Annotated in this window: 21 protein-coding genes and 1 pseudogene; 13 read left to right on the top strand and 9 right to left on the bottom strand. The window is 70.0% G+C overall.

Annotation, left to right across the window (positions count from 1 at the left end):
- Positions 1-48: 48 nt before the first annotated feature.
- On the bottom strand, positions 49-657 hold the full coding sequence (locus tag EL338_RS21015; RefSeq protein WP_179967115.1) for a peptidase M50: 609 nt from the start codon (positions 655-657) through the stop codon (positions 49-51).
- A gap of 80 nt (positions 658-737) precedes the next feature.
- Between EL338_RS21015 and EL338_RS21010 the strand changes: the two genes are divergently transcribed.
- From EL338_RS21010 to EL338_RS20995, 4 genes are all read left to right on the top strand, one after another.
- Entirely contained in the window at positions 738-2,033 is a 1,296-nt protein-coding gene (locus EL338_RS21010) for an adenylosuccinate synthase (protein WP_126335510.1), read from the top strand.
- On the top strand, positions 2,033-2,680 hold the full coding sequence (locus EL338_RS21005; protein WP_126335509.1) for a PaaI family thioesterase: 648 nt from the start codon (positions 2,033-2,035) through the stop codon (positions 2,678-2,680). The genes EL338_RS21010 and EL338_RS21005 overlap by 1 nt, the downstream gene beginning before the upstream one ends.
- Positions 2,681-2,799: 119 nt before the next feature.
- On the top strand, positions 2,800-4,203 hold the full coding sequence (locus tag EL338_RS21000) for an IS1380 family transposase (RefSeq protein WP_126333800.1): 1,404 nt from the start codon (positions 2,800-2,802) through the stop codon (positions 4,201-4,203).
- Between the two features lie 257 nt (positions 4,204-4,460).
- On the top strand, positions 4,461-5,864 hold the full coding sequence (locus EL338_RS20995) for an IS1380 family transposase (RefSeq protein WP_126333800.1): 1,404 nt from the start codon (positions 4,461-4,463) through the stop codon (positions 5,862-5,864).
- Between the two features lie 115 nt (positions 5,865-5,979).
- On the opposite strand, the gene EL338_RS20990 is transcribed toward EL338_RS20995, so the two are convergent.
- A complete protein-coding gene (locus tag EL338_RS20990; protein WP_235666236.1) occupies positions 5,980-8,064 on the bottom strand; it encodes an MMPL family transporter in 2,085 nt (694 codons plus the stop codon).
- A gap of 70 nt (positions 8,065-8,134) precedes the next feature.
- Here EL338_RS20990 and purT point away from each other — a divergent pair, with 70 nt between their 5' ends.
- The 5 genes and pseudogenes from purT to EL338_RS26665 all read left to right on the top strand — a co-directional run.
- Positions 8,135-9,280 (top strand): formate-dependent phosphoribosylglycinamide formyltransferase, encoded by a 1,146-nt coding sequence (gene purT / locus EL338_RS20985; protein WP_235666235.1) that lies wholly within the window; start codon positions 8,135-8,137, stop codon positions 9,278-9,280.
- Entirely contained in the window at positions 9,277-9,732 is a 456-nt protein-coding gene (locus EL338_RS20980; RefSeq protein ID WP_126335507.1) for an Rv0361 family membrane protein, read from the top strand. Before purT ends, EL338_RS20980 begins: the two co-directional genes overlap by 4 nt.
- Positions 9,733-9,752: 20 nt before the next feature.
- On the top strand, positions 9,753-10,166 hold the full coding sequence (locus EL338_RS20975) for a rhodanese-like domain-containing protein (RefSeq protein WP_126335506.1): 414 nt from the start codon (positions 9,753-9,755) through the stop codon (positions 10,164-10,166).
- On the top strand, positions 10,163-11,389 hold the full coding sequence (locus EL338_RS20970; RefSeq protein WP_126335505.1) for an O-succinylhomoserine sulfhydrylase: 1,227 nt from the start codon (positions 10,163-10,165) through the stop codon (positions 11,387-11,389). Before EL338_RS20975 ends, EL338_RS20970 begins: the two co-directional genes overlap by 4 nt.
- An 18-nt stretch (positions 11,390-11,407) precedes the next feature.
- Positions 11,408-11,752: pseudogene (locus EL338_RS26665) on the top strand (ATP-binding protein); the annotation flags it as partial.
- A 1,100-nt stretch (positions 11,753-12,852) separates the two neighbouring features.
- Here the strand turns inward: EL338_RS26665 and EL338_RS26660 are convergent.
- Together EL338_RS26660 and EL338_RS26865 are read right to left on the bottom strand one after the other, a co-directional pair.
- Positions 12,853-13,011: a hypothetical protein gene (locus tag EL338_RS26660; protein WP_170217472.1), complete on the bottom strand. Its 159-nt coding sequence runs from the start codon at positions 13,009-13,011 to the stop codon at positions 12,853-12,855.
- A gap of 79 nt (positions 13,012-13,090) precedes the next feature.
- Positions 13,091-13,372 (bottom strand): hypothetical protein, encoded by a 282-nt coding sequence (locus EL338_RS26865; RefSeq protein ID WP_170217470.1) that lies wholly within the window; start codon positions 13,370-13,372, stop codon positions 13,091-13,093.
- Positions 13,373-13,415: 43 nt separating this feature from the next.
- Between EL338_RS26865 and EL338_RS26860 the strand changes: the two genes are divergently transcribed.
- Positions 13,416-13,976 (top strand): helix-turn-helix transcriptional regulator, encoded by a 561-nt coding sequence (locus EL338_RS26860; RefSeq protein ID WP_170217468.1) that lies wholly within the window; start codon positions 13,416-13,418, stop codon positions 13,974-13,976.
- Here the strand turns inward: EL338_RS26860 and EL338_RS20960 are convergent.
- Both EL338_RS20960 and EL338_RS20955 read right to left on the bottom strand, forming a co-directional pair.
- The gene (locus EL338_RS20960) at positions 13,973-14,842 is read right to left on the bottom strand and encodes an SDR family oxidoreductase (RefSeq protein WP_126335504.1); all 870 of its coding nucleotides are present in this window, start codon (positions 14,840-14,842) and stop codon (positions 13,973-13,975) included. The two genes, EL338_RS26860 and EL338_RS20960, sit on opposite strands and share 4 nt — an antisense overlap.
- Before the next feature lie 20 nt (positions 14,843-14,862).
- Positions 14,863-15,615, bottom strand: a complete 753-nt coding sequence (locus EL338_RS20955; RefSeq protein WP_126335503.1) for an MBL fold metallo-hydrolase — start codon at positions 15,613-15,615, stop codon at positions 14,863-14,865.
- A 37-nt stretch (positions 15,616-15,652) separates the two neighbouring features.
- Here EL338_RS20955 and fgd point away from each other — a divergent pair, with 37 nt between their 5' ends.
- The 3 genes from fgd to EL338_RS20940 are packed head-to-tail and all read left to right on the top strand — an operon-like array spanning position 15,653 to position 19,967.
- Positions 15,653-16,675, top strand: a complete 1,023-nt coding sequence (gene fgd, locus EL338_RS20950; RefSeq protein WP_126335502.1) for a glucose-6-phosphate dehydrogenase (coenzyme-F420) — start codon at positions 15,653-15,655, stop codon at positions 16,673-16,675.
- A gap of 4 nt (positions 16,676-16,679) precedes the next feature.
- Positions 16,680-18,761: a phosphate acetyltransferase gene (gene pta, locus EL338_RS20945; protein WP_235666233.1), complete on the top strand. Its 2,082-nt coding sequence runs from the start codon at positions 16,680-16,682 to the stop codon at positions 18,759-18,761.
- Positions 18,762-18,764: 3 nt separating this feature from the next.
- Complete coding sequence (locus tag EL338_RS20940; RefSeq protein WP_126335500.1) at positions 18,765-19,967, top strand: acetate kinase; 1,203 nt, start codon at positions 18,765-18,767, stop codon at positions 19,965-19,967.
- Here EL338_RS20940 and EL338_RS20935 read toward each other — a convergent pair.
- The 3 genes from EL338_RS20935 to glnX all read right to left on the bottom strand — a co-directional run bounded on the left by EL338_RS20935 (position 19,964) and on the right by glnX (position 24,574).
- Positions 19,964-22,156: a serine/threonine-protein kinase PknG gene (locus EL338_RS20935; RefSeq protein WP_235666562.1), complete on the bottom strand. Its 2,193-nt coding sequence runs from the start codon at positions 22,154-22,156 to the stop codon at positions 19,964-19,966. The two genes, EL338_RS20940 and EL338_RS20935, sit on opposite strands and share 4 nt — an antisense overlap.
- Positions 22,157-22,256: 100 nt before the next feature.
- Positions 22,257-23,258: a glutamate ABC transporter substrate-binding protein gene (locus EL338_RS20930; protein ID WP_126335498.1), complete on the bottom strand. Its 1,002-nt coding sequence runs from the start codon at positions 23,256-23,258 to the stop codon at positions 22,257-22,259.
- Complete coding sequence (gene glnX / locus EL338_RS20925) at positions 23,255-24,574, bottom strand: protein kinase G-activating protein GlnX (RefSeq protein WP_126335497.1); 1,320 nt, start codon at positions 24,572-24,574, stop codon at positions 23,255-23,257. The genes EL338_RS20930 and glnX overlap by 4 nt, the downstream gene beginning before the upstream one ends.
- Positions 24,575-24,600: the final 26 nt, after the last annotated feature.

The following is a 24,600-nucleotide window of genomic DNA, read 5'->3' as shown; positions in this document are numbered from 1 at the left end:
GCCCAACACGACCCGGTGCGCAATTTCGGCCAGGCCTCCTGGCGCCCGTCAGCGCACCCGCAGCCAGCCCTGGGTGTGCCGGTAGAAGGTCGAGCGGCGCACCGGCCGCGGCATCGGCACGCCGTCGCGCACCACCGACGCGCCCGTGGTGCCGAGCTGCGCGGCGCGGCCCACCAGCCAGCCGGTGCGCTCGGCCTTCGGCGCGACCACCCGCGCGCGCAGCCCCGGCACCGCCGCGATGGGCTCGATGTGCACTTCCCACACCGTCCCGTCGAACAGCACCCCGTCGTCGACGATGCCCTCACCCTCGAAGCCCTCGGCGTCGTCGGCGGGCAGCCACCGGGCCTGACCCACCAGCACCGTTCCGGTCTCGTCGCGGATCAGTGGAATGCGTTGCGCCGCACCGCGGCGCGCGCGCCCGGCGCCGAAGCGGCCGCGGACGTGGGCCACCTCGACATCGAGCCGCTCGGTCTTGAGCAGTCGGGTCAACACGGCCGCCAGGTCGGCCTGCGAGCCGACGACGATCACCCGTCGCGCCGACTCCGTGGCCGCGTCGATGTCCGCGGCCGCGCCGGTATCGGTGCCCACGGTCACGGTCGGCAAATCCCGCAGCGGGCGGGGCGCCGAGCGGCCCCCGAACAGCAACACAGCGGTCAACGCACTAGTCAACGCAGCTCCTGGTCACTCTCTCGGATAGTGTGGGTCACCGGCTGGACACAATAATCAGGAGAAATGCCATGCCGGCAATCGTCCTCATCGGCGCCCAATGGGGCGACGAGGGCAAGGGTAAAGCCACCGATCTTCTCGGTGGGCGGGTGCAGTGGGTTGTGCGCTATCAGGGCGGCAACAACGCCGGGCACACCGTTGTCCTGCCCAGCGGCGAGAATTTCGCGCTGCACCTCATCCCCTCGGGAATTCTGACCCCGGGGGTCACCAACGTCATCGGCAACGGTGTCGTGGTCGACCCCGGTGTGCTGCTCACCGAGCTCAGCGGCCTCGACGCCCGCGGCGTGGACACCGAGCGGCTGCTGATCTCGGCCGACGCCCACCTGTTGATGCCGTACCACGTGGCCATCGACAAGGTCGTGGAGCGCTACGCGGGCAGCAAGAAGATCGGCACCACCGGTCGCGGCATCGGGCCCTGCTACCAGGACAAGATCGCGCGGATCGGGATCCGGGTCGCCGACGTCCTCGACGAGACGCTGCTGGCCGAGAAGATCGAGGCCGCCCTGGAGCTCAAGAACCAGATCCTGGTCAAGGTCTACAACCGCAAGGCGCTGGACGCCGACGAGGTGGTGGCCAACCTGCTGGAGCAGGCCGAGGGGTTCAAGCACCGCATTGCCGACACCCGCCTGCTGCTGGGCCAGGCCCTGGAGAACGACGAGACGGTGCTGCTGGAGGGCTCGCAGGGCACGCTGCTCGACGTCGACCACGGCACCTACCCGTACGTCACGTCGTCGAACCCGACCGCCGGCGGCGCCGCGGTGGGCTCCGGCATCGGTCCCACCCGGATCACCACGGTGCTGGGCATCCTGAAGGCCTACACCACCCGCGTGGGATCCGGCCCGTTCCCCACCGAGTTGTTCGACGAGCACGGCGAGTACCTGGCCAAGACCGGCGGCGAGGTCGGCGTGACGACGGGCCGGGCGCGGCGCTGCGGCTGGTTCGACGCCGTGATCGCCCGCTACGCGACCCGGGTCAACGGCATCACCGACTACTTCCTGACCAAGCTCGACGTGCTCTCGTCGCTCGAGACCGTGCCGATCTGCGTGGGCTACACCGTCGACGGCAAGCGCACCGACGAGATGCCGATGACGCAGGCCGACATCGTTCGCGCCGAGCCCATCTACGAGGAGCTGCCCGGCTGGTGGGAGGACATCTCCGGGGCGCGGGAGTTCGACGACCTGCCCGCCAAGGCGCGCGACTACGTGCTGCGGCTCGAAGAGCTTGCCGGAGCGCACATCTCGTGCGTCGGGGTGGGTCCGGGTCGGGATCAGACCATCGTGCGGCGCGACATCCTGGCGGGCCGCTAGTGTCCGCCGACTACGGCCTGGACCCTCGGCGCGTCGATCCGAACTACGACCGGCACGGCGGTTTCCCGGTGTTCGAGCCCGCCGACCCCGGTCCCGGGTTCGCCCGGTTCCTGACCGCCATGCGCCGCCTGCAGGACCTGGCGGTCTCCACCAACCCGGACCCGGACACCTGGACCGACGTCGCCGGTCAAGTGGAAGCCTTGGTGGCGCAGCTGGATCCGTTCCAGTCCGGCGAGGGTGTGGGCCCGGCCAACCGGGTGCCGGATCTGCCCGGCGCGGGCAGCCTGCTGATGCCGCCGTGGATCGTCGACAAGTTCGAGCCCGACGAGGTGCTGCTGCGGGTCACGTTCAGCCGCTATCACGTCGGCGGCAACGACGCCGTGCACGGCGGGGTGCTGCCGCTGCTGTTCGACTCGCTGTTCGGCATGGTCATCCACGCCACCGGCCGCCCGATCAGCCGCACCGCGTTCCTGCACGTCGACTACCGCAAGGTCACGCCCGTCGACGTCGAACTCAACGTCCGCGGCTGGCTGCGGGAAGCCGAGGGGCGCAAGGCGTTCGTCAACGCCGAGCTGCGCGACGCCGACGGCAATCTGCTGGCCGAGTCGCACGGGCTCATGATCCGGCTGCTGCCCGGCCAGCCTTAGCCTCGATCCACTGATGAATTGGCTGGTCAGTGAGTGTCGGAACGAGGAAAGTGCCCCTTGAGCTGGGATGATTGGTGTTCTCTAGGCATCAATCAGACCGGTTCAGAAAGGCACTTCCAGTGCAAGTGTCCCATAGGTTCGCCGTGTCCTCGGCAGTGTTCGACGATGCCCATCTCGTGTCGTGCGCTGGGCTTGTGCCGGTGATGACCTTGGCGGAGCAGTGCGGACTGACGGCGCTGCTGGAACGCAAGGTTCGGTTCACCTGCGAGCGGATCAAATCTGGTGCGGCCAATCCGTCACCCAAGCTGAGCACGCTGATCGCCGGGATGTGCGCCGGTGCAGACAGCATCGATGACCTCGACATCGTGCGCTGCGGCGGGATGAAAACGCTCTTCGACAGTGTGTATGCGCCATCCACGATCGGAACTTTGCTGCGGGAGTTCACCTTCGGTCACGCTCGCCAACTCGATGGTGTGCTGGGAGAACACCTGGGCGCACTCTGCGAGCGAGTGCCACTGCTGCCCGGTGCTCACGAACGGGCATACATCGACATCGACTCGCTGCTGCGCCCGGTCTATGGTCACGCCAAACAGGGCGCTTCCTACGGACACACCAAGATCGCCGGGAAACAGATCTTGCGCAAAGGTCTCTCACCGTTGGTGACCACCCTGAGCACCGACCACGGCGCTCCGGTGATCACCGGAGCCCGACTGCGGGCCGGAAAGACCAACTCTGGCAAGGGCGCAGCGAGCATGATCGCTGCGGCCGTGGCGACCGCCCGCGGGGCCGGAGTCAGTGGCCAGATCCTGGTCCGCGGCGACTCCGCCTACGGCACCAGCACCGTGGCCGCGGCCGCCCGCCGCGCCGGAGCCCGGTTCTCGCTGGTGCTGAACAAAACAACAACCGTGGCTGCGGCGATCGAGTCGATCCCCGAGAACGCCTGGACCCCCGTGTCCTACCCGGGTGCGGTCCGCGACCCCGACACCGGTGTCTGGATCTCCGATGCCGAAGTCGCCGAAATCGGCTACACCGCCTTCAGTTCCACCGAAACCCCGATCACCGCCCGCCTGATCGTGCGCCGCGTCAAAGACGCCCGCTACCCCGACGCGTTGTTCCCGGTGTGGCGGTATCACCCGTTCTTCACCGACTCCGGCGAACCCATCGATGCCGCTGATATCACTCACCGCCGCCACGCGATCATCGAGACCGTGTTCTCAGATCTGATCGACGGACCCCTGGCCCACATGCCCTCAGGACACTTCGCCGCGAACTCAGCATGGATCCTGTGCGCGGCTATCGCCCACAACCTGCTGCGCGCCGCCGGCGTACTCGCCGGAGGAACCCACGCGGTGGCCCGCGGGGCCACCTTGCGCCGCACAATCGTCAACGTCGCGGCCCGGCTGGCCCGGCCCCAACGCCGACCGATCTTGCACCTACCAACACATTGGCCGTGGACAGACCAGTGGCTGGCACTGTGGCGCAACACCATCGGCTACAGCCCACCAGCAGCCACCCCCGCCTGACCACCGCCGAGAGGCCCGACCAGAAAACCACAGGAAAAGCTGGACAGACCAGCGACTACCTCGTGCTCACACCCCTGCAGACCGAAAAACAGCCACAACAGACACATCAACCACTTCAGTCCACGGATCGAGGCTTAGCCTCGATCCACTGATGAATTGGCTGGTCAGTGAGTGTCGGAACGAGGAAAGTGCCCCTTGAGCTGGGATGATTGGTGTTCTCTAGGCATCAATCAGACCGGTTCAGAAAGGCACTTCCAGTGCAAGTGTCCCATAGGTTCGCCGTGTCCTCGGCAGTGTTCGACGATGCCCATCTCGTGTCGTGCGCTGGGCTTGTGCCGGTGATGACCTTGGCGGAGCAGTGCGGACTGACGGCGCTGCTGGAACGCAAGGTTCGGTTCACCTGCGAGCGGATCAAATCTGGTGCGGCCAATCCGTCACCCAAGCTGAGCACGCTGATCGCCGGGATGTGCGCCGGTGCAGACAGCATCGATGACCTCGACATCGTGCGCTGCGGCGGGATGAAAACGCTCTTCGACAGTGTGTATGCGCCATCCACGATCGGAACTTTGCTGCGGGAGTTCACCTTCGGTCACGCTCGCCAACTCGATGGTGTGCTGGGAGAACACCTGGGCGCACTCTGCGAGCGAGTGCCACTGCTGCCCGGTGCTCACGAACGGGCATACATCGACATCGACTCGCTGCTGCGCCCGGTCTATGGTCACGCCAAACAGGGCGCTTCCTACGGACACACCAAGATCGCCGGGAAACAGATCTTGCGCAAAGGTCTCTCACCGTTGGTGACCACCCTGAGCACCGACCACGGCGCTCCGGTGATCACCGGAGCCCGACTGCGGGCCGGAAAGACCAACTCTGGCAAGGGCGCAGCGAGCATGATCGCTGCGGCCGTGGCGACCGCCCGCGGGGCCGGAGTCAGTGGCCAGATCCTGGTCCGCGGCGACTCCGCCTACGGCACCAGCACCGTGGCCGCGGCCGCCCGCCGCGCCGGAGCCCGGTTCTCGCTGGTGCTGAACAAAACAACAACCGTGGCTGCGGCGATCGAGTCGATCCCCGAGAACGCCTGGACCCCCGTGTCCTACCCGGGTGCGGTCCGCGACCCCGACACCGGTGTCTGGATCTCCGATGCCGAAGTCGCCGAAATCGGCTACACCGCCTTCAGTTCCACCGAAACCCCGATCACCGCCCGCCTGATCGTGCGCCGCGTCAAAGACGCCCGCTACCCCGACGCGTTGTTCCCGGTGTGGCGGTATCACCCGTTCTTCACCGACTCCGGCGAACCCATCGATGCCGCTGATATCACTCACCGCCGCCACGCGATCATCGAGACCGTGTTCTCAGATCTGATCGACGGACCCCTGGCCCACATGCCCTCAGGACACTTCGCCGCGAACTCAGCATGGATCCTGTGCGCGGCTATCGCCCACAACCTGCTGCGCGCCGCCGGCGTACTCGCCGGAGGAACCCACGCGGTGGCCCGCGGGGCCACCTTGCGCCGCACAATCGTCAACGTCGCGGCCCGGCTGGCCCGGCCCCAACGCCGACCGATCTTGCACCTACCAACACATTGGCCGTGGACAGACCAGTGGCTGGCACTGTGGCGCAACACCATCGGCTACAGCCCACCAGCAGCCACCCCCGCCTGACCACCGCCGAGAGGCCCGACCAGAAAACCACAGGAAAAGCTGGACAGACCAGCGACTACCTCGTGCTCACACCCCTGCAGACCGAAAAACAGCCACAACAGACACATCAACCACTTCAGTCCACGGATCGAGGCTTAGCCTCGGGACCGTCGGCGGGGTCCAGCCGCGCCGGCCACCACACCTTCGGCCCGATCAGCGTGAACAGCGCCGGGATCACCACGGTGCGGACCAGGAAGGTGTCCAGCAGGATGCCCAGGCCCACGATGATGCCCAGCTGCGTCAGCACGATCAGCGGCAGCACGCCCAGCACGCAGAACACCGCGGCCAGCACGATGCCGGCGCTGGTGATGACCGCGCCGGTGGCCGAGACCGCCCGCACGATGCCGGTGCGGGTGCCGAACGTGGCGGTCTCCTCGCGGGCCCGGGTCACCAGGAAGATCGTGTAGTCGACGCCGAGGGCCACCAGGAACAGGAACGCGAACAGCGGGGTGGTGTTGTCCAGCGCCGGGAAGCCGAACACGTGGATGCTCACCCAGCCGCCCAGGCCCAGCGCGGCCATCGAGGACGCCACGGTCACCACGACCAGCAGCAGCGGGGCGACGACGGAGCGCAGCAACACCAGCAGGACCGCCAGCACCACCACCAGGATGGCCGGGATGATCAGCAGCCGGTCGTGCACCGCGGCGTCGCGGGAATCCAGCGCCTGGGCATCGGCGCCGCTGACCAGCGCGCCGGGGTCGACGGACTGCACCGAATCGCGCAGCGCCGCAATCGTTTCGAATGCCTCATCGCTGGCCGGGGCGGCGTCGGTGATCACCGACCACTGCGAGCGGCCAGCACCGTCGTCGCCGCCGGGGGCCGCCGAGATGACGCCCGCGGTGCCCTCGATGGCGGCCTGGATCTGCGGACCGCGGTCGGTGGCCCCAATGACCCGGGTGGGGTCGGTCAGCCCGCTGGGGAAGTGCTCGGCCAGCCGCTCGTAGCCGGTCACCGATTCGGCCTTGACCCGGAACTGCTCGGTCTGCGACAGCCCGATCGTGGTGCCCAGCAGGCCGCAGGTCAGCACCGCCAGGCCGGCGATCGAGGCCACCAGCACCGCCACCGGCCGGCGCGCCACGGCGGTGGCGATGCGGTGCCAGACACCGCTATCCGTCAGGTCGCGATCCTCGTGCGACGGGATGAACGGCCAGAACAGCCGGACCCCGAACAGCGCCAGCAGCGGCGGCAGCACCAGCAGCGAGAAGGCCGCGGCCACAACGAGACCCGCGGCGGCCTGCAGACCCAGGCTGCGGGTGCTCGGCGCGCTGGCCAGCAGCAGCGTCAGCAGCGCCAGCACCACGGTGGCGTTGCTGGCCAGGACAGCCGGCCCGGCGTTGCGCACCGCGATGCGCAGCGCCTCGCGGTGATCGGAGCTGGACCGCAGTTCCTCGCGGTAGCGCGAGATCAGCAGCAGCGCGTAGTTGGTGCCCGCGCCGAACACCAGCACGCTGGTGATGCCCGAGGTGGACCCGTCCGGCGTCAGCCCGGCCAGCGAGGTGACCGTGCTGCCCAGGGTGGCGCCGACCCGGTCGGCGAAGCCGATCACGGCCAGCGGCACCAGGAACAGCACCGGCGAGCGGTAGGTGAGGATCAGCAGCAGCGCCACCACCGCGGCGGTCACCGCCAACAGCGTGATGTTCGCGCCGGAGAAGGCGCCGGCGATGTCCGCGCCGAAGGCCGGCCCGCCGGTGACCTCCGCGCGCAGCGTCTCCGGCAGCCCGGCGGTGGCGGCCCCGCGCACCGAATCCACGGCGTCGCGCAGTTCGAAGCCCGACAGCGTGCCGTCCATCGGGACGGCGGCCAGGGCGGCGATGCCGTCCTCGGACACCGTCATCGGCGGCCCGCCGGCCGGACCGCCGAGTTTTTCCTGCACGCGCTGCCGGGCCGCCTCGGCCGCCCCGACGTCCTCGGGCTTCAGCGGGGCGTCGTCGGTGCGGGTGACCACCAGGATGGCCGGGGCCTGATCGCCGCCCGGGAACGCCCCGGCGGCCTCGGCGGCGCGCGCCGACTCGGCCGAACTCGGCAGCGCGATCGGGGACTGCGAGGCGGCGTCGTTGCTGCCCGCCAACCCCAGCAGCAAACCGGAGGCCACGGCGATCAGCAGTGCGAGCACCCACGAGCGGGGCGCGGTGACGACGGCAGCAAGTCGGTCCCAGATCACGCGCTCAACGTACCCAGATCCTTCGATGGCCTAACCTTTCGGGTCCCGCGGGACGCCTATGGTGGAAAGCATGTCTGCGCCCCGAATCCTGCTGCTGGGTGCCGGGGATCTGGGCCGCGAGGTGGTGCTCAGCTTTCAGCGCCTCGGCGCGGTGGTGATCGCCGCGGACGCCCACCCCGATGCGCCCGCCCTCGCCTTCGCCGACGAGTCCGCTGTGGTCGATCTCACCGACCCCGACGCGGTGGCCGCGGCCATCGACCGGTTCGACCCCGGCTACCTGGTGACAGCCACCGATGACGTGGCCGCCGAGGCTTTGGCCGCCGCCGAGTCCGACGGCCTGCGGGTGGTCCCGGGCGGGCGGCGGACCCGGCTGACGCTGGACCGCGAGGCCCTGCGGCGGCTGGCGGCCGACGAACTGGGTCTGCCCACGGCGCCGTTCTGGTTCGCCGGATCCCTCGAGGAACTCGGCGCCGTCGCCGCGCACGCCGGCTATCCGCTGGTGGTCAAGCCGCTGGTGGCGCTGCCGGGCGAGGGGCAGTCGGTGCTGCTGCGGCCCGACGACCTCGAGGCCGCCTGGGGCCGGGCCACCTCGGCCGGCGCCGGCCACCGGGTGCTCGTCGAATCCGTGGTCGAGGTCGACGACGAGGTCACCCTGCTGACGGTCCGCACCGGCGAATCCGTGGCCACCCAGTTCTGCGAGCCGATCGGGCACCGGCACGTCGACGGCGTGCTGGAGGCCTGGCAGCCGCAGCCGATGACGCCGGTGGCGCTGGATTCGGCGCGCTCGATCGCCGCGCGGGTGGTCACCGCGCTCGGCGGCCGCGGCCTGTTCGGGGTGGAGTTGCTGGTGCGCGGCGACGAGGTGTACTTCTCCGACGTCACGGTCCTGCCGCACGACAGCGCCCTGGTGACCCTGCGCTCCCAGCGGCTGTCCGCGCTGGATCTGCACGCCCGCGCGGTGCTGGGGCTGCCGGTGGACACCATCATGATCTCCCCGGGCGCGGTCGAGGTGAGCTACCGGCCGGGCTCTCGGGATAACCTCTCCGAGGCCCTGAGCGTGCCGGAGACCGACGTGCTGTTGTTTCCGGCGCCGGTCGGGTCTCCGGGGGCCGGCCGCAGCCGGTTCGAGGTGGTGCTGGCGACGGCACCGGCCGTCGCCGGTGCCCGGGAGCGGGCCCGCCAGGCGGCGCAGGCGCTACGAGGGAGTAGATCGTGACCGACCAGAAGCCCGACTCCGACGGGGCCAGCGTCACGCCGTTTCTGGCCGCCCTGGCGATCATCGTGCTCGTCGTGATCGTGATCGGGGTCATGAGCTGGGCCAACAGTGACGAGGACGCGCTGCACGAGGGCGTCGTCCGCGCGGCGCTGGGCCAGAACGATGCGCTGCAGCGGCTCGACTACGAGGACTTCCGGACCTACACCTGCGCGCAGCAGGCCGGCACGGAGGCCGAGGTGCTGGCCCGGCAGCGCGAGTCGGTGGCCGAGAAGGGCGCGCGCTATGTGGGCAACGTCCTGGAGGTCAAGGTCGACGGGGGCAAGGTCGACGGCGACACCGCGACCGCCAACGTCGTCTACTACTTCGACAACGACAAGGACGCCATGATCGACACCCCGACCGAGTTCGTCCTCGAGGACGGCTCCTGGCGGGTGTGTTCGGCCACATCCTGACGTGTGGAAAACTTGCTCCGGTGAGTTACGCAGGAGATATCACGCCCGAAGAGGCGTGGTCGATGCTCAGCGCGGATCCGGAGGCGACGCTGGTCGACTGCCGGACCGACGCCGAGTGGAACTTCGTCGGTGTGCCCGACGTGTCGAGCCTGGGCCGCGAGGTCGTGTTCGTCGAGTGGAACCGCACCAACGGCACCCACAACGACGCGTTCGTGGCCGAGTTGCAGGCCGCGGGGGTGACGCCCGGAACGCGTCCGGTGATCTTCCTGTGTCGCTCGGGTAACCGCTCGATCGGCGCGGCCGAGGCCGCCACCGCCGCCGGGATCGGCCCTTCCTACAACGTGCTCGACGGCTTCGAGGGCCACCTCGACGCGCAGCGCCACCGGGGCGGATCCGGGTGGAAGGCGCTCGGGCTGCCCTGGGTGCAGTCATGAGCGAACCGGAGGTCCCGTCGGTCCGGATCCCGAAGCCGTTGCCGCCCGGCCTGGGTCAGGCCACCGTGGGTGTACGCGGCGGGTTGCTGCGCTCGCAGTTCGAGGAGACCGCCGAGGCGATGTACCTCAACTCGGGCTACACCTACGCCAGCGCGGCCGACGCCGAGCGCGCCTTCACCGGCGAGGTCGACCGCTTCGTCTACTCGCGCTACGGCAACCCGACCATCGCGATGTTCGAGGAGCGGTTGCGCCTGATCGAGGACGCCCCGGCGGCGTTCGCGACCGCCACCGGCATGGCCGCGGTGTTCACCGCGCTCGGCGCGCTGCTGGCCGCCGGCGATCGCCTGGTGGCCGCGCGCAGCCTGTTCGGGTCGTGCTTCGTGGTGTGCAACGAGATCCTGCCGCGCTGGGGCGTCGAAACCGAGTTCGTCGACGGCGACGACCTCGCCCAGTGGGAGGCGGCGCTGAGCAAGCCCACCCAGGCGGTGTTCTTCGAGACCCCGTCGAATCCCATGCAGTCGCTGGTCGACATCGCCGCGGTCAGTGAACTCGCCCACGCCGCGGGCGCAAAGGTGGTGCTGGACAACGTCTTTGCCACCCCGCTGCTGCAGCGCGGCATGCCGATGGGTGCCGACGTGGTGGTCTACTCCGGCACCAAACACATCGACGGCCAGGGCCGGGTGCTCGGCGGGGCCATCCTCGGTGATCAGGAATACATCGACGGCCCGGTGCAGACGCTGATGCGCCACACCGGCCCCTCGATCAGCTCCTTCAACGCCTGGACCCTGCTCAAAGGCCTTGAAACCCTTGCGCTTCGGGTCAACCACAGCAACGCTGCCGCGCAGCGGATCGCGGAGTACCTCGAGGCGCACGCCGGCGTGCGATGGGTCCGCTACCCGTTTTTGACCTCGCATCCGCAGTACGAGTTGGCCAAGCGGCAGATGAGCGGCGGCGGCACGGTGATCACCTTCGAACTCGACGCACCCGCCGACGGCGGCAAGCAGCGCGCGTTCGAGGTGCTCGACAAGCTGCGGGTCATCGACATCTCCAACAACCTCGGCGACGCGAAATCGTTGATCACGCACCCGGCGACGACCACGCACCGGGCGATGGGGCCGGAGGGGCGCGCCACCATCGGGCTCGGCGACGGGGTGGTCCGGCTGTCGGTGGGCCTCGAGGACGTCGAGGATCTGATCGCCGATCTGGACCAAGCGCTGGGCTGATCGCGTTATAGTCGCCCGGTGATCAGCGGTGACACGCTGACCGGGAGGGACCGCGAACTGACGACCCTGCGCCGCGCTCTGAGCGGGGTCGGCAACTTCGCCGGTGTACTGGTCGCAGGACCTGCGGGGGTGGGCAAGACGAGGCTCGCCCGTGAGTTGCTGTCCCAGGCCGCCGCCGCGGGCACCCAGACCGATTGGATCGTCGGCACCGCATCGGCCCGGCCGATCCCGTTGGGCGCGTTCACCGCAACCCTCGGCGAGCACGTCAACGATCCCAATCCCAGTGTGCGACAGGTCATCACGGCGCTGCTGGCCCGGCAACGCCAGGGGCGGGTGGTGATCGGCGTCGACGACGCGCATCTGCTGGACGGTTTCTCCGCCCACGTCGTGCACCAGCTCGCGCAGAGCCGCCAGGCCCGGCTGGTGGTGACGGTGCGCACCGGGGCCGACGAGCCCGACGCGGTCCGCGCGCTGTGGAAGGACGGACTGCTGGCTCGGCTGGACCTCGAGCCGCTGTGCCCGCAGGGGGCCCGCGCCATGGTCGAGGCGGCGCTGGAGGGTCCGATGGATGCCCGTAGCGCACAACGGTTCTGGCGGCTCACCGGTGGCAACGCGCTGTTCCTGCGGCAGCTGCTCAAGGATCAGGTGGCCGCCGGCCGGGTCCGCAAGGTCAAGGGTGTCTGGATCTGGGACGGCGACGTCGCGGTGTCGCAGAACATGAGCGATCTGGTGGGCAATCAGCTCGACCGGCTCCCATCGGAGGTGGCCACGGTCCTCGACGCACTGTCCCAGTGCGAGCCGCTCGACGTCGACATCCTGACCGACCTGGTGGGCCGGTCCGCGGTGGAGACCGCCGAACAGATGCACCTGATCACCGTCGAACGCCGCGCCGACGCGCTCACCGCGCGGCTGGCGCACCCCATCTTCGGCGAACTGCGCCGCGCGGCGGCCGGCGAGATGTACCTGTCGAAAATGCGTGGGGCGCTGGCGCAGCGGCTGGCCGGCCGCGACCCCGGCGACGCACAGGGCGCGGTCCGGCGCGCGTTGCTGCAGCTGGAATCCGATCTGCCGCCCGACCCGGCGCTCTATGTCGAGGCGGCGCGGGTCACCATGACCCTGCTGGATCTGGACCTGGCCCAGCGGTTCGCCGCGGCGGCGGCCGCCGCGGGTGCGGCCGCGGCCACCGAGATCATGGCCGTCAACCGCTTTCTGGCCGGCGACGGCCCCGCCGCCGAGCAGACCCTGTGCGAATTGGCCGCCCGCGGCACCGACCGGCACCGCTGGACGACGCTGCGCGCGGCGAATCTGATCTGGATGCTCGGCGATCCGACGGCCGCCGAGCGCCTGCTGGCCGAGTTGGCCGACGATGCCGAGACCGAGGCGCAGCGGGCCACCCGCTATTCGGTCGAGGCCTGCGTGGACGCGGTCTTCGCGCGCTGCGCCTCGGCGCAGCGCAAGGCCCGCTACGCGCTGGAGTGCCCCGAACTCTCCGACCTCAACGCGATGCTCGCCGCGGTGTCGCTGATCATGGCCGCCGGGGCGCTCGGCCACGCCGACGACATCGGGCCGGTGGCGCGCGCGGCGCTGGACCGGGCCACCGAATCCTTCGAGAGCTCGCACATGCGCTTCTGGTTCGCCGGCGTCTACGCGCGGGCCTGCCGGCTGACCGGCCGGCTCGAGGAGTGTCGTGGGGCCGCCGAGCTACTCGCCGAACTCGCGCAGGACATGCCGAGCCTGGCGTATGCGAATCTGGTGTTCATGGTCGGCGCGGCCGAGCTGATGGGAGGCGACGTCGGTTCGGCCACCAAGAAGCTGCACGAGGCACTGGCCGGGGTCGAAACCCACGGGGTGACAACGGGTTTGCGGGCGGCCTGCGTCTTCGGGCTGGCCGAGGCGCACGCCAAGCTGGGGGAGGCCGAGGCGGCCGCCGAGATGCTCGGCGAGGTGCGGCAGAGCGCGCGCCCCGAGTTCCTGTTCATGCACACCGCCCTGGCGCTGGCGACGGGCTGGGTGCAGGCCGCCGGCGGTGCCCTGCAGGAGGCGGTGGACACGGTGCTGGCCGAGGCGAAAGTGGCCCGCGACCGCGACCAGCCGACCCACGAACTGGCGTGTCTGCAGGCCGCCGCGCAGTGGGGAGCCGGGCACGACCTCGACCAGATCGCCACCCGGACAGCCGAATTGGCCGAGGCCCTGCGATTGCCGTTGGCCGACGCGGTGGCCCGGCACGCGGCGGGTCTGCTCGGCCAGGACGGCGAGGCGTGCTGGCCGCCTCGACGGCCTACCAGGAGATCGGCGACCGGGCCGCCGCGGACTGTTCGCCGCCGCGCTGGCCGCCCAGCTGGCCCAGGAGTGCGGCGGGCTGTGCACGCCGGCCACCCGCAGCCCGGTGTCGCCGACGCCGCTGACCGGTCGGCAGCGGGAGGTCGCCGAACTGGTGGTCGCCGGGCTGTCGAACAAGGAGATCGCCGATCGGCTGGTGACCTCGGTGCGCACCGTCGAGGGCCATCTGTACCGCGCGTGCCAGCGCGTCGGCGCGAGCTCACGCAGCGACCTCGCGGCCATCATGCGCGCCGGCCCGGGCAGTTAACCCTGGTCGGGCTTCCTCTCCTCGACACCCGTCGAGCTCTGGGCGCGCTCCTCGTAGGCCGAGCGGGTCTTGGTGTCGAAGTTCAGGAACACGGTGTCGTTGCCGAGCTTGTGCGAGAGCCAGCGCCGCGCCTTGGGCGGGAGCAGCTGGGTGACGGTGCTGACGGCGCGCAGCGGCCCGGGCACCGACAGGTGCGTGATGGCCGGCTTGTCGAGCACCTTGACCACGCCGGCGGCGATGTCCTCCGGCTGCACGGGCTTCTGCGCGGCCGACGTCTTGGTGCCGGTGATCAGCTCGGTGTTGGTGAAGGTGGGCAGCACGACGCTGACGTTGACGCCCTGCGGTGCGAATTCGTCGGCCATGGCGGTGGACAGGCCGACCACCGCGAACTTGGTGCCGGCGTAGACCACCTGGCCGGGCACGGCGATCATGCCCGACAGCGACGAGATGTTGACGATGTGGCCGCTGCGGCGCTTGACCATCTCCGGCAGCACCAGCCGGCAGCCGGTCAGTACGCCGTAGAAGTTGACCTCGATCGAGGTGCGGATGGCCTGCTCGGTCTGCTCGAGGAACGGCCCGACCGGCATCACGCCCGCGTTATTGATCAACACATCGATCTGACCGGTGCCGTCGGCGCGCGCCTTGTCCAGGAAGACCTCGAACGACTCGGCGTCGGTGACGTCCACCGGATAGCCGGTGACCTGCCCGAACCGCAGCAACTCGGTGACGGCGGTGTCCAGCACCGCGACGTCGCGGTCGCCGATGACGACCCGCGCGCCGCGGGCCAGCAGGGCCTTGGCGGTGGCGAAGCCGATTCCGCGGGCGGCCCCGGTGATGACGATGTTCTTGCCCCGGATGTTGTCCATGGCGCGAAACTTTACACGTGTCAAGTTTTGCCGGCCAGCGCCGCCCGGCCGGTCAGTTCGCGGATGGGACCGTGCCAGACGTCGCCGTGGCCGGGGATCAGCACATCGGTCTCGAGCATGGCCAGCGCGTCCAGGCTGCGCCGGCAGGCGGCCTCGTCGTGGTTGAACACCGACGGCAGCAACTGCGGGCCGCGCCGCCCCGAGGTGGGATGTCCGGTGACCAGCGCATCCCCGGAAACCAGCAGGCCGTCGACCAGATACGAGCAGTGGCCGCCGGTGTGTCCGGGCGTGGGGATCGCGATCGGACGGCCGGGCAGGGTTGCGCCGACGTCCTCGGTGAACACCCGCGCCGACGGGATCCCGGCCCGGATCAGCGCGCCTTTGCCGAGGATCCGCACCGCCCACGTCAGCCAGCGCGGGTGCCACGCGTGCATCGCCAGCGCGGCCACCGACGCCTGCTCGAGGTGGTCCCGCTGGGTGTGGCCGATCTCGTCGGCGTGGCAATACACCGGGGTGCCGTATTCGGCGGCGAACCAGATCGCGGTGCCCAGATGGTCAATGTGGGCGTGGGTCAACAGGATTGCCGTCACGTCGGCCGCGTGATATCCGAGCTGGCGCAGGGACGCCAACACCTCGCCGCGCTGACCGGGGAATCCCGCGTCGATCAGCACCACCCCGTCGGCACCGGCGATCAGGACCCAGTTCACCAGGTCGGTCTGGGCCACGTGGACGAGGTCGGAAACCGCGACCAACTCCCCCGAAGCAGGTGCCATCTCCCAGAGTTTAAGTCCTACGGGTAGAAAAGGAGGCGTGGCTGAACTCAAACGTGAACTGAAGCTGGGTTACAAGGCGTCGGCGGAGCAGTTCGCGCCGCGCGAGTTGGTGGAGCTGGCGGTGCTGGCCGAGGCGCACGGGATGGACAGCGCGACGGTCAGCGACCACTTCCAACCGTGGCGGCACGAGGGCGGGCACGCGCCGTTCTCGCTGGCCTGGTTGACGGCAGTGGGGGAGCGCACCCAGCGCCTGCAGCTGGGCACGTCGGTGTTGACCCCGACGTTCCGGTACAACCCGGCGGTGATCGCGCAGGCGTTCGCCACGATGGCGTGCCTGTACCCGGGCCGGGTGTTCCTCGGTGTGGGCACCGGCGAGGCGCTCAACGAGATCGCCACCGGCTACGCCGGCGAGTGGCCGGAGTTCAAGGAACGCTTCGCGCGGTTGCGCGAGTCGGTGCGCCTGATGCGCGAGCTGTGGCTCGGGGATCGGGTGGACTTCGACGGGGAGTACTACCAGACCAGGGGGGCCTCGATCTACGACGTGCCCGACGACGGGGTGCCGATCTACATCGCCGCCGGCGGGCCGGTGGTCGCCAAGTACGCGGGCCGGGCCGGCGACGGCTTCATCTGCACCTCGGGCAAGGGCGCAGAGCTCTACCAGGACAAGCTGATCCCGGCGGTGCGCGAGGGCGCGCAGCTCGCCGAGCGCGATCCGGAGAGCATCGACCGGATGATCGAGATCAAGATCTCGTATGACACCGATCCGGAGAAGGCGCTGGAGAACACCCGGTTCTGGGCGCCGCTGTCGTTGACCGCCGAGCAGAAGCATTCGATCGACGACCCGATCGAGATGGAGAAGGCCGCCGACGCGCTGCCCATCGAGCAGGTCGCCAAGCGCTGGATCGTCGCCTCGGATCCCGACGAGGCGGTGGCCAAGGTCTCCGACTATGTCGACTGGGGCCTCAACCACCTGGTGTTCCACGCGCCGGGCCACGATCAGCGGCGTTTCCTCGAACTGTTCCAGCGCGACCTGGAACCCCGGCTGCGCAAGCTCGGATAGCCCCGTGAGCAACGGCGACAACGGCGGCGTGTCCGGCATCTACATCGCCTCGCCGGAGGGGGACACCGGCAAGTCGACCATCGCGCTGGGCATCCTGCAGCGGCTGGCGGCCACCGTCCCGCGGGTCGGGGTGTTCCGGCCGATCGTGCGGGAGGGTGAGGCCCGCGACTACATCCTCGAACTGCTGCTGGCCCGCACCACCGCCGGCCTGAGCTACGAGGACTGCGTCGGCGTGACCTATCAGCAGGTGCACGACGATCCCGACGCCGCCATCGTCGCGATCGTCGACCGCTTCCACGCCGTGGCCCAGCGCTGCGACGCGGTGGTGATCATCGGCAGCGACTACACCGATGTGGCCACCCCCAGCGAGCTGGAGATGAACGCGCGGATCGCGGCCAACCTCGGTGCGCCGGTGGTGCTGGCGGTGCGCGCCAAGGGCCGCACCCCGCAGGAGGTCGCCCAGGCGGTGGCCGTGTGCCTGGCCGATATCTCCGGCCAGTACGCGCACACTGCCGCCATCGTCGCCAACCGCTGCGAACCGGACCAACTCGACGCGGTGACCGCCGCACTCGACGGCTTCGACCCCAAGTCCTATGTGCTGCCGGAGGAGCCGCTGCTGGTGGCGCCCTCGGTCGCCGAGTTGCGCGACGCGGTGGGCGGCACCCTGATCAAGGGCGACGAGGAGTTGCTCGGGCGCGAGGTGCTCTCGGTCATGGTGGCCGGGATGACCGCCGACCACGTGCTGGAGCGGCTGCGCGACGACCAGGCCGTGATCACCCCGGGCGATCGCTCCGACGTTGTGCTGGCGCTGATGAGTGCCCATGCGGCCGAAGGGTTTCCGTCGCTGTCGACGATGATCCTCAACGGCGGCCTCCGGTTGCACCCGTCGATCGCCGCGCTGGTCGACGGCCTGGGGTCGCGGCTGCCGATCATCGCCACCGATCTGGGCACCTTCGACACCGCCAGCGCGGTGGCGGCCACCCGGGGCCGGGTGACGGTGGGCTCGCAGCGCAAGATCGACACCGCGATCGAGCTGATCAACCAGCACGTCGACGTCCAGGACATGCTCGACCAGTTGGCCATCCCGATCCCGGACGTCACCACGCCGCAGATGTTCGAGCACGGCCTGGTGGAGCGGGCCCGCGCGGACCGCAAGCGCATCGTGTTGCCCGAGGGGGAGGACGACCGGATCCTGCGCGCGGCCGGGCGGCTGCTGCGGCGCGGGGTCGCCGACCTGACGATCCTCGGGGACGACGCCCAGATCCGGTTGCGCGCCGCCGAACTCGGCGTGGACCTGGCCGAGGCCACGGTGCTGAACCCGAAGACCAGCGAGCTGTGCGATCAGTTCGCCGAGCAGTACGCCCAGTTGCGCAAGCACAAGGGCGTCACGGTGGAGCAGGCCCGCGAGATCATCGCCGACGTGTCGTATTTCGGCACCATGCTGGTGCACAACGACATCGTCGACGGCATGGTGTCCGGGGCCACCCACACCACCGCCCACACCGTCCGGCCCGCCCTCGAGATCGTCCGGACCTCGCCGGGGATCTCCACGGTCTCGAGCATCTTCCTGATGTGTCTGTCCGACCGGGTGCTGGCCTACGGCGACTGCGCGATCGTGCCGGATCCGACCGCCGAACAGCTCGCCGACATCGCGATCAGCTCGGCGCGCACCGCCGCGCAGTTCGGCATCGAGCCGCGGGTGGCCATGCTGTCCTACTCCACGGGCAGCTCCGGGGCCGGCGCGGATGTCGAGAAGGTCAGGACCGCGACGGAATTGGTCCGGGAGCGGGCCCCCGAGCTGCTGGTCGAGGGGCCCATCCAGTACGACGCGGCCGTCGAGCCTTCGGTGGCCGCCACCAAGATGCCGGACTCGCAGGTCGCCGGCCGCGCGACGGTGCTGATCTTCCCGGACCTCAACACCGGCAACAACACCTACAAGGCCGTGCAGCGCAGCGCCGGCGCCATCGCGATCGGCCCCGTGCTGCAGGGCCTGAACCAGCCCGTCAACGACCTCTCGCGCGGTGCGCTGGTCGAGGACATCGTCAACACGGTGGCCATCACCGCGATCCAGGCGCAGGGAGAATAAGCAATGAACCGGACGGTTCTGGTGATCAACTCCGGCTCGTCGTCGATGAAATTCAGCCTGGTGCAACCGGATAGCGGCGTCGAGATCGCCGACGGCCTCGTGGAGCGGATCGGCGAGCGCGAGTCGATCGCGAAGGTGCAGTTCGGCGACCGCACGGTGGACCGCGAGTGCGCGGTGGCCGACCACGACGCCGCGCTGCGCCTGACCTTCGAGCTGTTCGACGAGGCCGGCGGCAACCTGGAGACCGTCGGCTTGGTCGCGGTCGGTCACCGCCTGGTGCACGGCGGCCGGGACCTGTACCGGCCGACGGTGATCGACGACGCGGTGGTGGCCAAGGCCCGGGAGCTGGCACCGCTCGCGCCGCTGCACAATCCGCCCGCGGTGATCGGCGTCGAGGTGGCCCGCCGGATGTTGCCGGACCTGCCGCACATCGCGGTGTTCGACACCGCGTTCTTCCACGACCTGCCCGCCGCGGCCGCCACCTACGCCATGGACCGCGAGTTGGCCGAGCAGTGGCGCATCCGGCGCTACGGCTTCCACGGCACCTCGCACCAGTACGTCAGCGAACAGGCCGCCGAGTTCCTGGACCGCCCGCTGGATCAGCTCAATCAGATTGTGCTGCACCTGGGTAACGGCGCCTCGGCCTCGGCGATCGCCGGCGGCCGCCCGGTGGACACCTCGATGGGCCTGACCCCGATGGAGGGCCTGGTGATGGGCACCCGCAGCGGTGACGTCGATCCGGGCATCGTGTTCTACCTGGCCCGCACCGCGAAGATGGCCGTCGAGGACATCGAGGCGATGCTCAACCGGCGCTCCGGGGTGTTCGGATTGGGCGGCGACAACGACTTTCGCGAGCTGCACCGGCTGATCGAGGGCGGCTCCGAACCCGAGGCCGGCCACGCCCGGCTGGCCTACGACGTCTATATCCACCGGCTGCGCAAGTACATCGGCGCCTACCTGGCGGTCCTGGGCGACACCCACGTCATCACGTTCACCGCCGGTGTCGGGGAGAACGACGCCAAGGTGCGCCGCGACGCGCTGACCGGCCTGGCCCCGCTGGGGGTGGAGATCGACGAGCACCTCAACGAGAGCCCGTCGCGGGGCGCGCGGGTGATCTCCGCGGACAACTCGCCGACCACGGTGCTGGTCATCCCCACCGACGAGGAACTCGCGATCGCGCGGGCCTGCGTGGCTGTGCTGGGCTAGAACGTGCTGGTGGGCCGCACCGTGTTGGCCATGTCCACCAGCGCGTAGCGGTGCGCGCGGCTCGGTGCCTGCCGGGCCAGGGCCCGCAGCGAGGATTCCACGCCGAGTTGCAGGCCGTGCAGCGTGAACGGGAAGCCCAGGATGTGGTTGGTGCCGGCCTCGTGGTCGACGATCCAGTCCAGCGCGGTGCCCAGCACCAGCGCCCGGATCTGCAGCACCCGCGGTTCGGTCTCCGGCAGCGCCTCGACGCGGCGCGCGGCGTCGCGGATCTGCTGCTCGGTGACCTCGCTGATGGACCGGCCCGACAGCAGCGTCACCGCGCTGGTGAGCCGGGCGGTGGTGAAGTGCCGCGACGCCGCGGGCACCTGGTCCAGGGTCTTGATCGCGGCGTCGCGCTCGCCGGCCACCGATTGCGCACGGGCCAAACCGAATCCGGCCGCGATGACGCCGTCGTCGGTGCGCCACACGGTGCGGTAGAAGTCCTGATCGGTGGTGCTGCCGGACAGCTCGGCGGTCGCGGCCAGCGCGAGCTTGGGGGCCAGCTCACCCGGCAGCAGGTCGAGCACCTCGGTGAAATGCTTTGTCGCCGAGTCGTAGTCGGCGGTCAACAGCTCCGATACCGCGCGGAACCACACCAGCCGCCACTGCCAGCCCACCCGCTCGGCCAGATCCTCGAGCTTGCGGGTGGCCTTGGCGACGTCGCCGAGGTCCAGCAGCGCGCGGATTTCCATCAGCGGCAACTCGATGGACTCGCTGAGGTCGATGCCCTCCGAGTCCAGCGCGCCGTGGCGTGCGGCGCGCAGCGAGTCCAGGGTCTGCACGGGCTGCGAGAGCACGTTGGCCGACAGCACGGTGGCGGCCACGTCGGAGCGGTCCACCAGCGGGACCGGCAGCGCGGTCACGATCTCGGCGGCGGTCAGCTTCTCCGAGTGCGGTTTTCCGTCCAGGTAGACGTCGGTGTGCGAGACCAGCAGGTCCACCCCGAACGTCGAGCGCGACCGGCTGAACACCGTCGAGAGCCCGGGGCGCGGCACCCCGGTGTCGGAGGCCACGACCTCGCGCAGCACGCCGAGCAGCTGCCCGGACATCTCGTCGGCTGTGGCGAACCGCCGCCGCGGGTCGGGGTCGATGGCCCGGCGCAGCACCCGCTCGAAGCTGTCGTACTCGTCGAGCACCGGGTCGTCGGCGGGCAACCCGTCGACGTAGCGGCCGTTCTTGGTGTGCAGCCGCAGTGTGAGCGCGGCCAGCGTGCGCCCCACGGTGTAGATGTCGGTGGCGATCGTCGGGCCGGTCCGCACGATCTCCGGGGCCTGGTAACCCGGTGTGCCATACAGGTATCCGAACGAGTTGATCCGCGAGACCGCGCCGAGGTCGATCAGCTTGAGCTGTTCCTCGGTGAGCATGATGTTCTCGGGCTTGAGATCGTTGTAGCACAGCCCGATCGAGTGCAGATAGCCCAGCGCGGGCAGGATCTCGAGCATGTAGGCGATCGCCTGGGCCACCGGCAGCCGGTCCTCGCGGCCCTGCTTGAGCGAGGTGCCGCCGACGTACTCCATCACGATGTAGCCCACCGGATCGCCGTGGCTGTCCGGGTGCTCGACGAAGTTGAAGATCTTCACGATCGACGGGTGCACGACCTCGGCGAGGAACTGCCGCTCGGCCATCGCGATGGCCTGGGCCTCGGCATCCCCGGAATGCACCAAACCCTTGAGCACCACGGGTCTTTCGTTGACATTGTGGTCGACGGCCAGATACACCCAGCCCAGGCCGCCGTGCGCGATGCAGCCCTTGATCTCGTACTGGTCGGCCACCATGTCGCCGGGGCCCAGTTGCGGCAGGAACGAGTAGGCGCTGCCGCAGTACGGGCACCAGCCCTCCGAGAGCGCCTTGCCCTCCGGGGTGGAACGGCCCACCGGCTTGCCGCAGTTCCAGCAGAACCGCTTGTTCTCCGCGACCACCGGATTGGTCATCAGTGCGCGCAGCGGGTCGATCTCGGGGACCCGCGGGATCTCGACCAGGCCACCGCCGAGGCGCCGCGCCGGCGCGATGGCCCGGGTGGCCAGGGTGACGTCGTGCGGTTCGGTGCCCGTCGAGGAGCCGTACAGGTCGTCCTCGTCGTCGTCGAAGTTGGGCCGGAAGATGGCCTGGGTGGCCATCGGTCGCATGGTCGACGCGGAGTCCAGCGTCATGTCGGCCGGCTGGGTGCTGGGGCCCCCGTCGTCGTGGTCGGTGGCACCGTGGCCGGTGTTCTCGTGGCCCGTGTTCTCGTCGAGTTCTGCCATGGCGCCCCTAGTCTCGGTACCGCGGGGTGGGGGGCGCCGGCGCCGGGCCCAGCACGGTGAGCCAGCGCCGGTACAGGGTGTTCCAGGTGCCGTCGCGGCGGATCCGTTCCAGGGTGCCGTTGACGAACCGCACCAGCCCGGTGTTGTCCTGGTTGATGCCGATCCCGTAGGGCTCCTGGGCCATGCTGGGGCCGACGATGTGCAGGAACGGGTCCTGGGCGGCCAGGCCGGCCAGGATGGTGTCGTCGGTGCTGACCGCGTCGACCTGCCGCTGTTGGATGGCGACCAGGCAGTCCGCCCAGGTCACCACGGAGATGATGATCGGCGCGGGGGAGATCGCGCGGATCCGCTTGAGCGAGGTGGTGCCGTCGACCGCGCAGACCCGCTTCCCGGACAGGTCCGAGGCGCGGGTGATCGCCGAGTCGCGTGGCACCAGGATCCGTTGGTAGGCAGTCAGATACACCGTGGAGAACTCGACCAGCTCGCGGCGCTCGCAGGTGATGGTCATGGTCTTGACGACGATGTCGACCTGATTGTTGCGCAGCGCGGCGATGCGCCCGGCCGACGACAGGATCCGGTACTCGACCTGGGTGGGGGTGCCGAAGATGTCGCGCGCCACCTCCCCGGCGATGTCGACGTCGAACCCGGTGATGGCGCCGGTGATCGGGTCGCGGAAGGAGAACAGGTTGTTGCCGATGTCCAGGCCGACGATCAGCCGGCCGCGGTTGCGGATGGTGGCGACGGCGTCCTCGGCTTCCTCGCGGTTGCGGAACGGCCGCAGGCTCGCGGTGGCGTCGCAATCGGCCTGCTCCTCGGGGGCCGGGATCGCGACCGGGTCGGGGACCAGTTCCTCGAGCCCGGCCGGGGTCGGCGGGGCCAGCGTCAGCCCGGGCACCGCGGTGCCGGAGTCGTATTGTGCGCAACCCGTCGCCAGGCCGACGGCCACCGCCAGCGCGGTCGCGGCCGCGCCGAGGCGGCGCAGTCCGGTGATCGACAGTGCGGCGATCATCGGTACTCGCTCATCCGCGGCCACAGCCCCAGCGCCACGGCCATCGCGGCGCCCAGCGAGAGCACCACGGCGCCGACCGTGGCGCCCGACAGGGTGCGGCCGGCCCGGGTGATGTCGGCGCGCAACCGCTCGCGGCTCTTCTGGATGCCTTCCGCCAGGGCGGCCTCGAGCTTGTCGAACGCCGGGGTGGAGTCGTCCTGCCCGGTGCCCAGCGCCACCTGGGTGGCGGCCTGATAGTTGCCCACCGAGATGTAGGCGTTGATCCGCTCGTCGGCCGCGCGCCACTTGGCCAGCAGCTGATCGGCCTCGGCCAGCGCCGACTTGTCGATCGAGTCGTCGCGCTCGAGGTACTCGGCGAGCTCTTGCTGCATGGTTTCGATGCGTTGGTAGTAGGACTGCTTGCGGACGTCCTCGTCGCCGCGGCGGATCAGCGACAGCGTCTCGTCGGCGCGGGCCTGCTGCGCGGTGATCGCCAGGTTCGTCACGGTCTTCAGCGACGTGGCCGCGGTGTTCTGCGCGCTGCGGCTCACGGCGGTGGAGATGACCAGGGCGGTGCCCACCCAGACGACCATGACCATGATCGCCAGCCCTCCCGCCACCAGCCCGATGTTGACCCGCCGCCGGGTGCGCCGCGCCAACCAGCGGTGCGCGAACGCGCCGAAAAGGATGGTGGCCGTGACGATCAGGATCACCGGCGACGGGATCCGGGTCGACGCCGTCGTCTCCTCGTCCACCTGCGACGAGGTCGCCTGATACAGCCGCTGGGCGTCGGGCAGGATGGTCTCCTGCATCAGCGACGAGGCCTCCGACAGGTACGACGAGCCCACCGGGTTGCCGGCCCGGTTGTTGGTCCGGGCGGTCTCGATCACCCCGGTGTAGACGGCGAGGTTGGCGTTGATCCGCGCGGTCAGCTCGCGCATCGATTCGTCCGTCAGGCCGCTGGCCGCCCGGGTCAGCGCCGCCGCGGCGTTGGTGATGGCCTGCTCGTAGCGCTGCCGGACCGGGCGGGGTTCGGCACCGGCGATGAAGGCGGTGGCGGCCGCGGCGTCGGCCACCGACAGCGTGGTGTACAGCTCGCCGGCCGCGAACGACAGCGGCTCGGTGTGGTTGAGCACCGTGGTCAGCGCCTGCTGACGGTGGTCGATGGTGGTCGACGTCGCGAACGCGCTGGACACCCCCAGGGTGGCCAGGATGACGCCGAGGGCCAGGATGCGGCCGGGGGTGGTCCACAGGAACCACCAACGGGGGTGGGCCGGCTCGTCGGGGGATCGGGACGCGAGCGGCTCGGTGGACGGGTGCGCCAGCTCCACCGTCACCGCTGCGGCCCCTTTACTGTCCGAAT

Source organism: Mycolicibacterium chitae, assembly GCF_900637205.1.
Lineage (GTDB): Bacteria > Actinomycetota > Actinomycetes > Mycobacteriales > Mycobacteriaceae > Mycobacterium > Mycobacterium chitae.
Note: the sequence above shows the minus strand (reverse complement) of the source record. Positions and strands in the feature narration are given on the sequence as shown.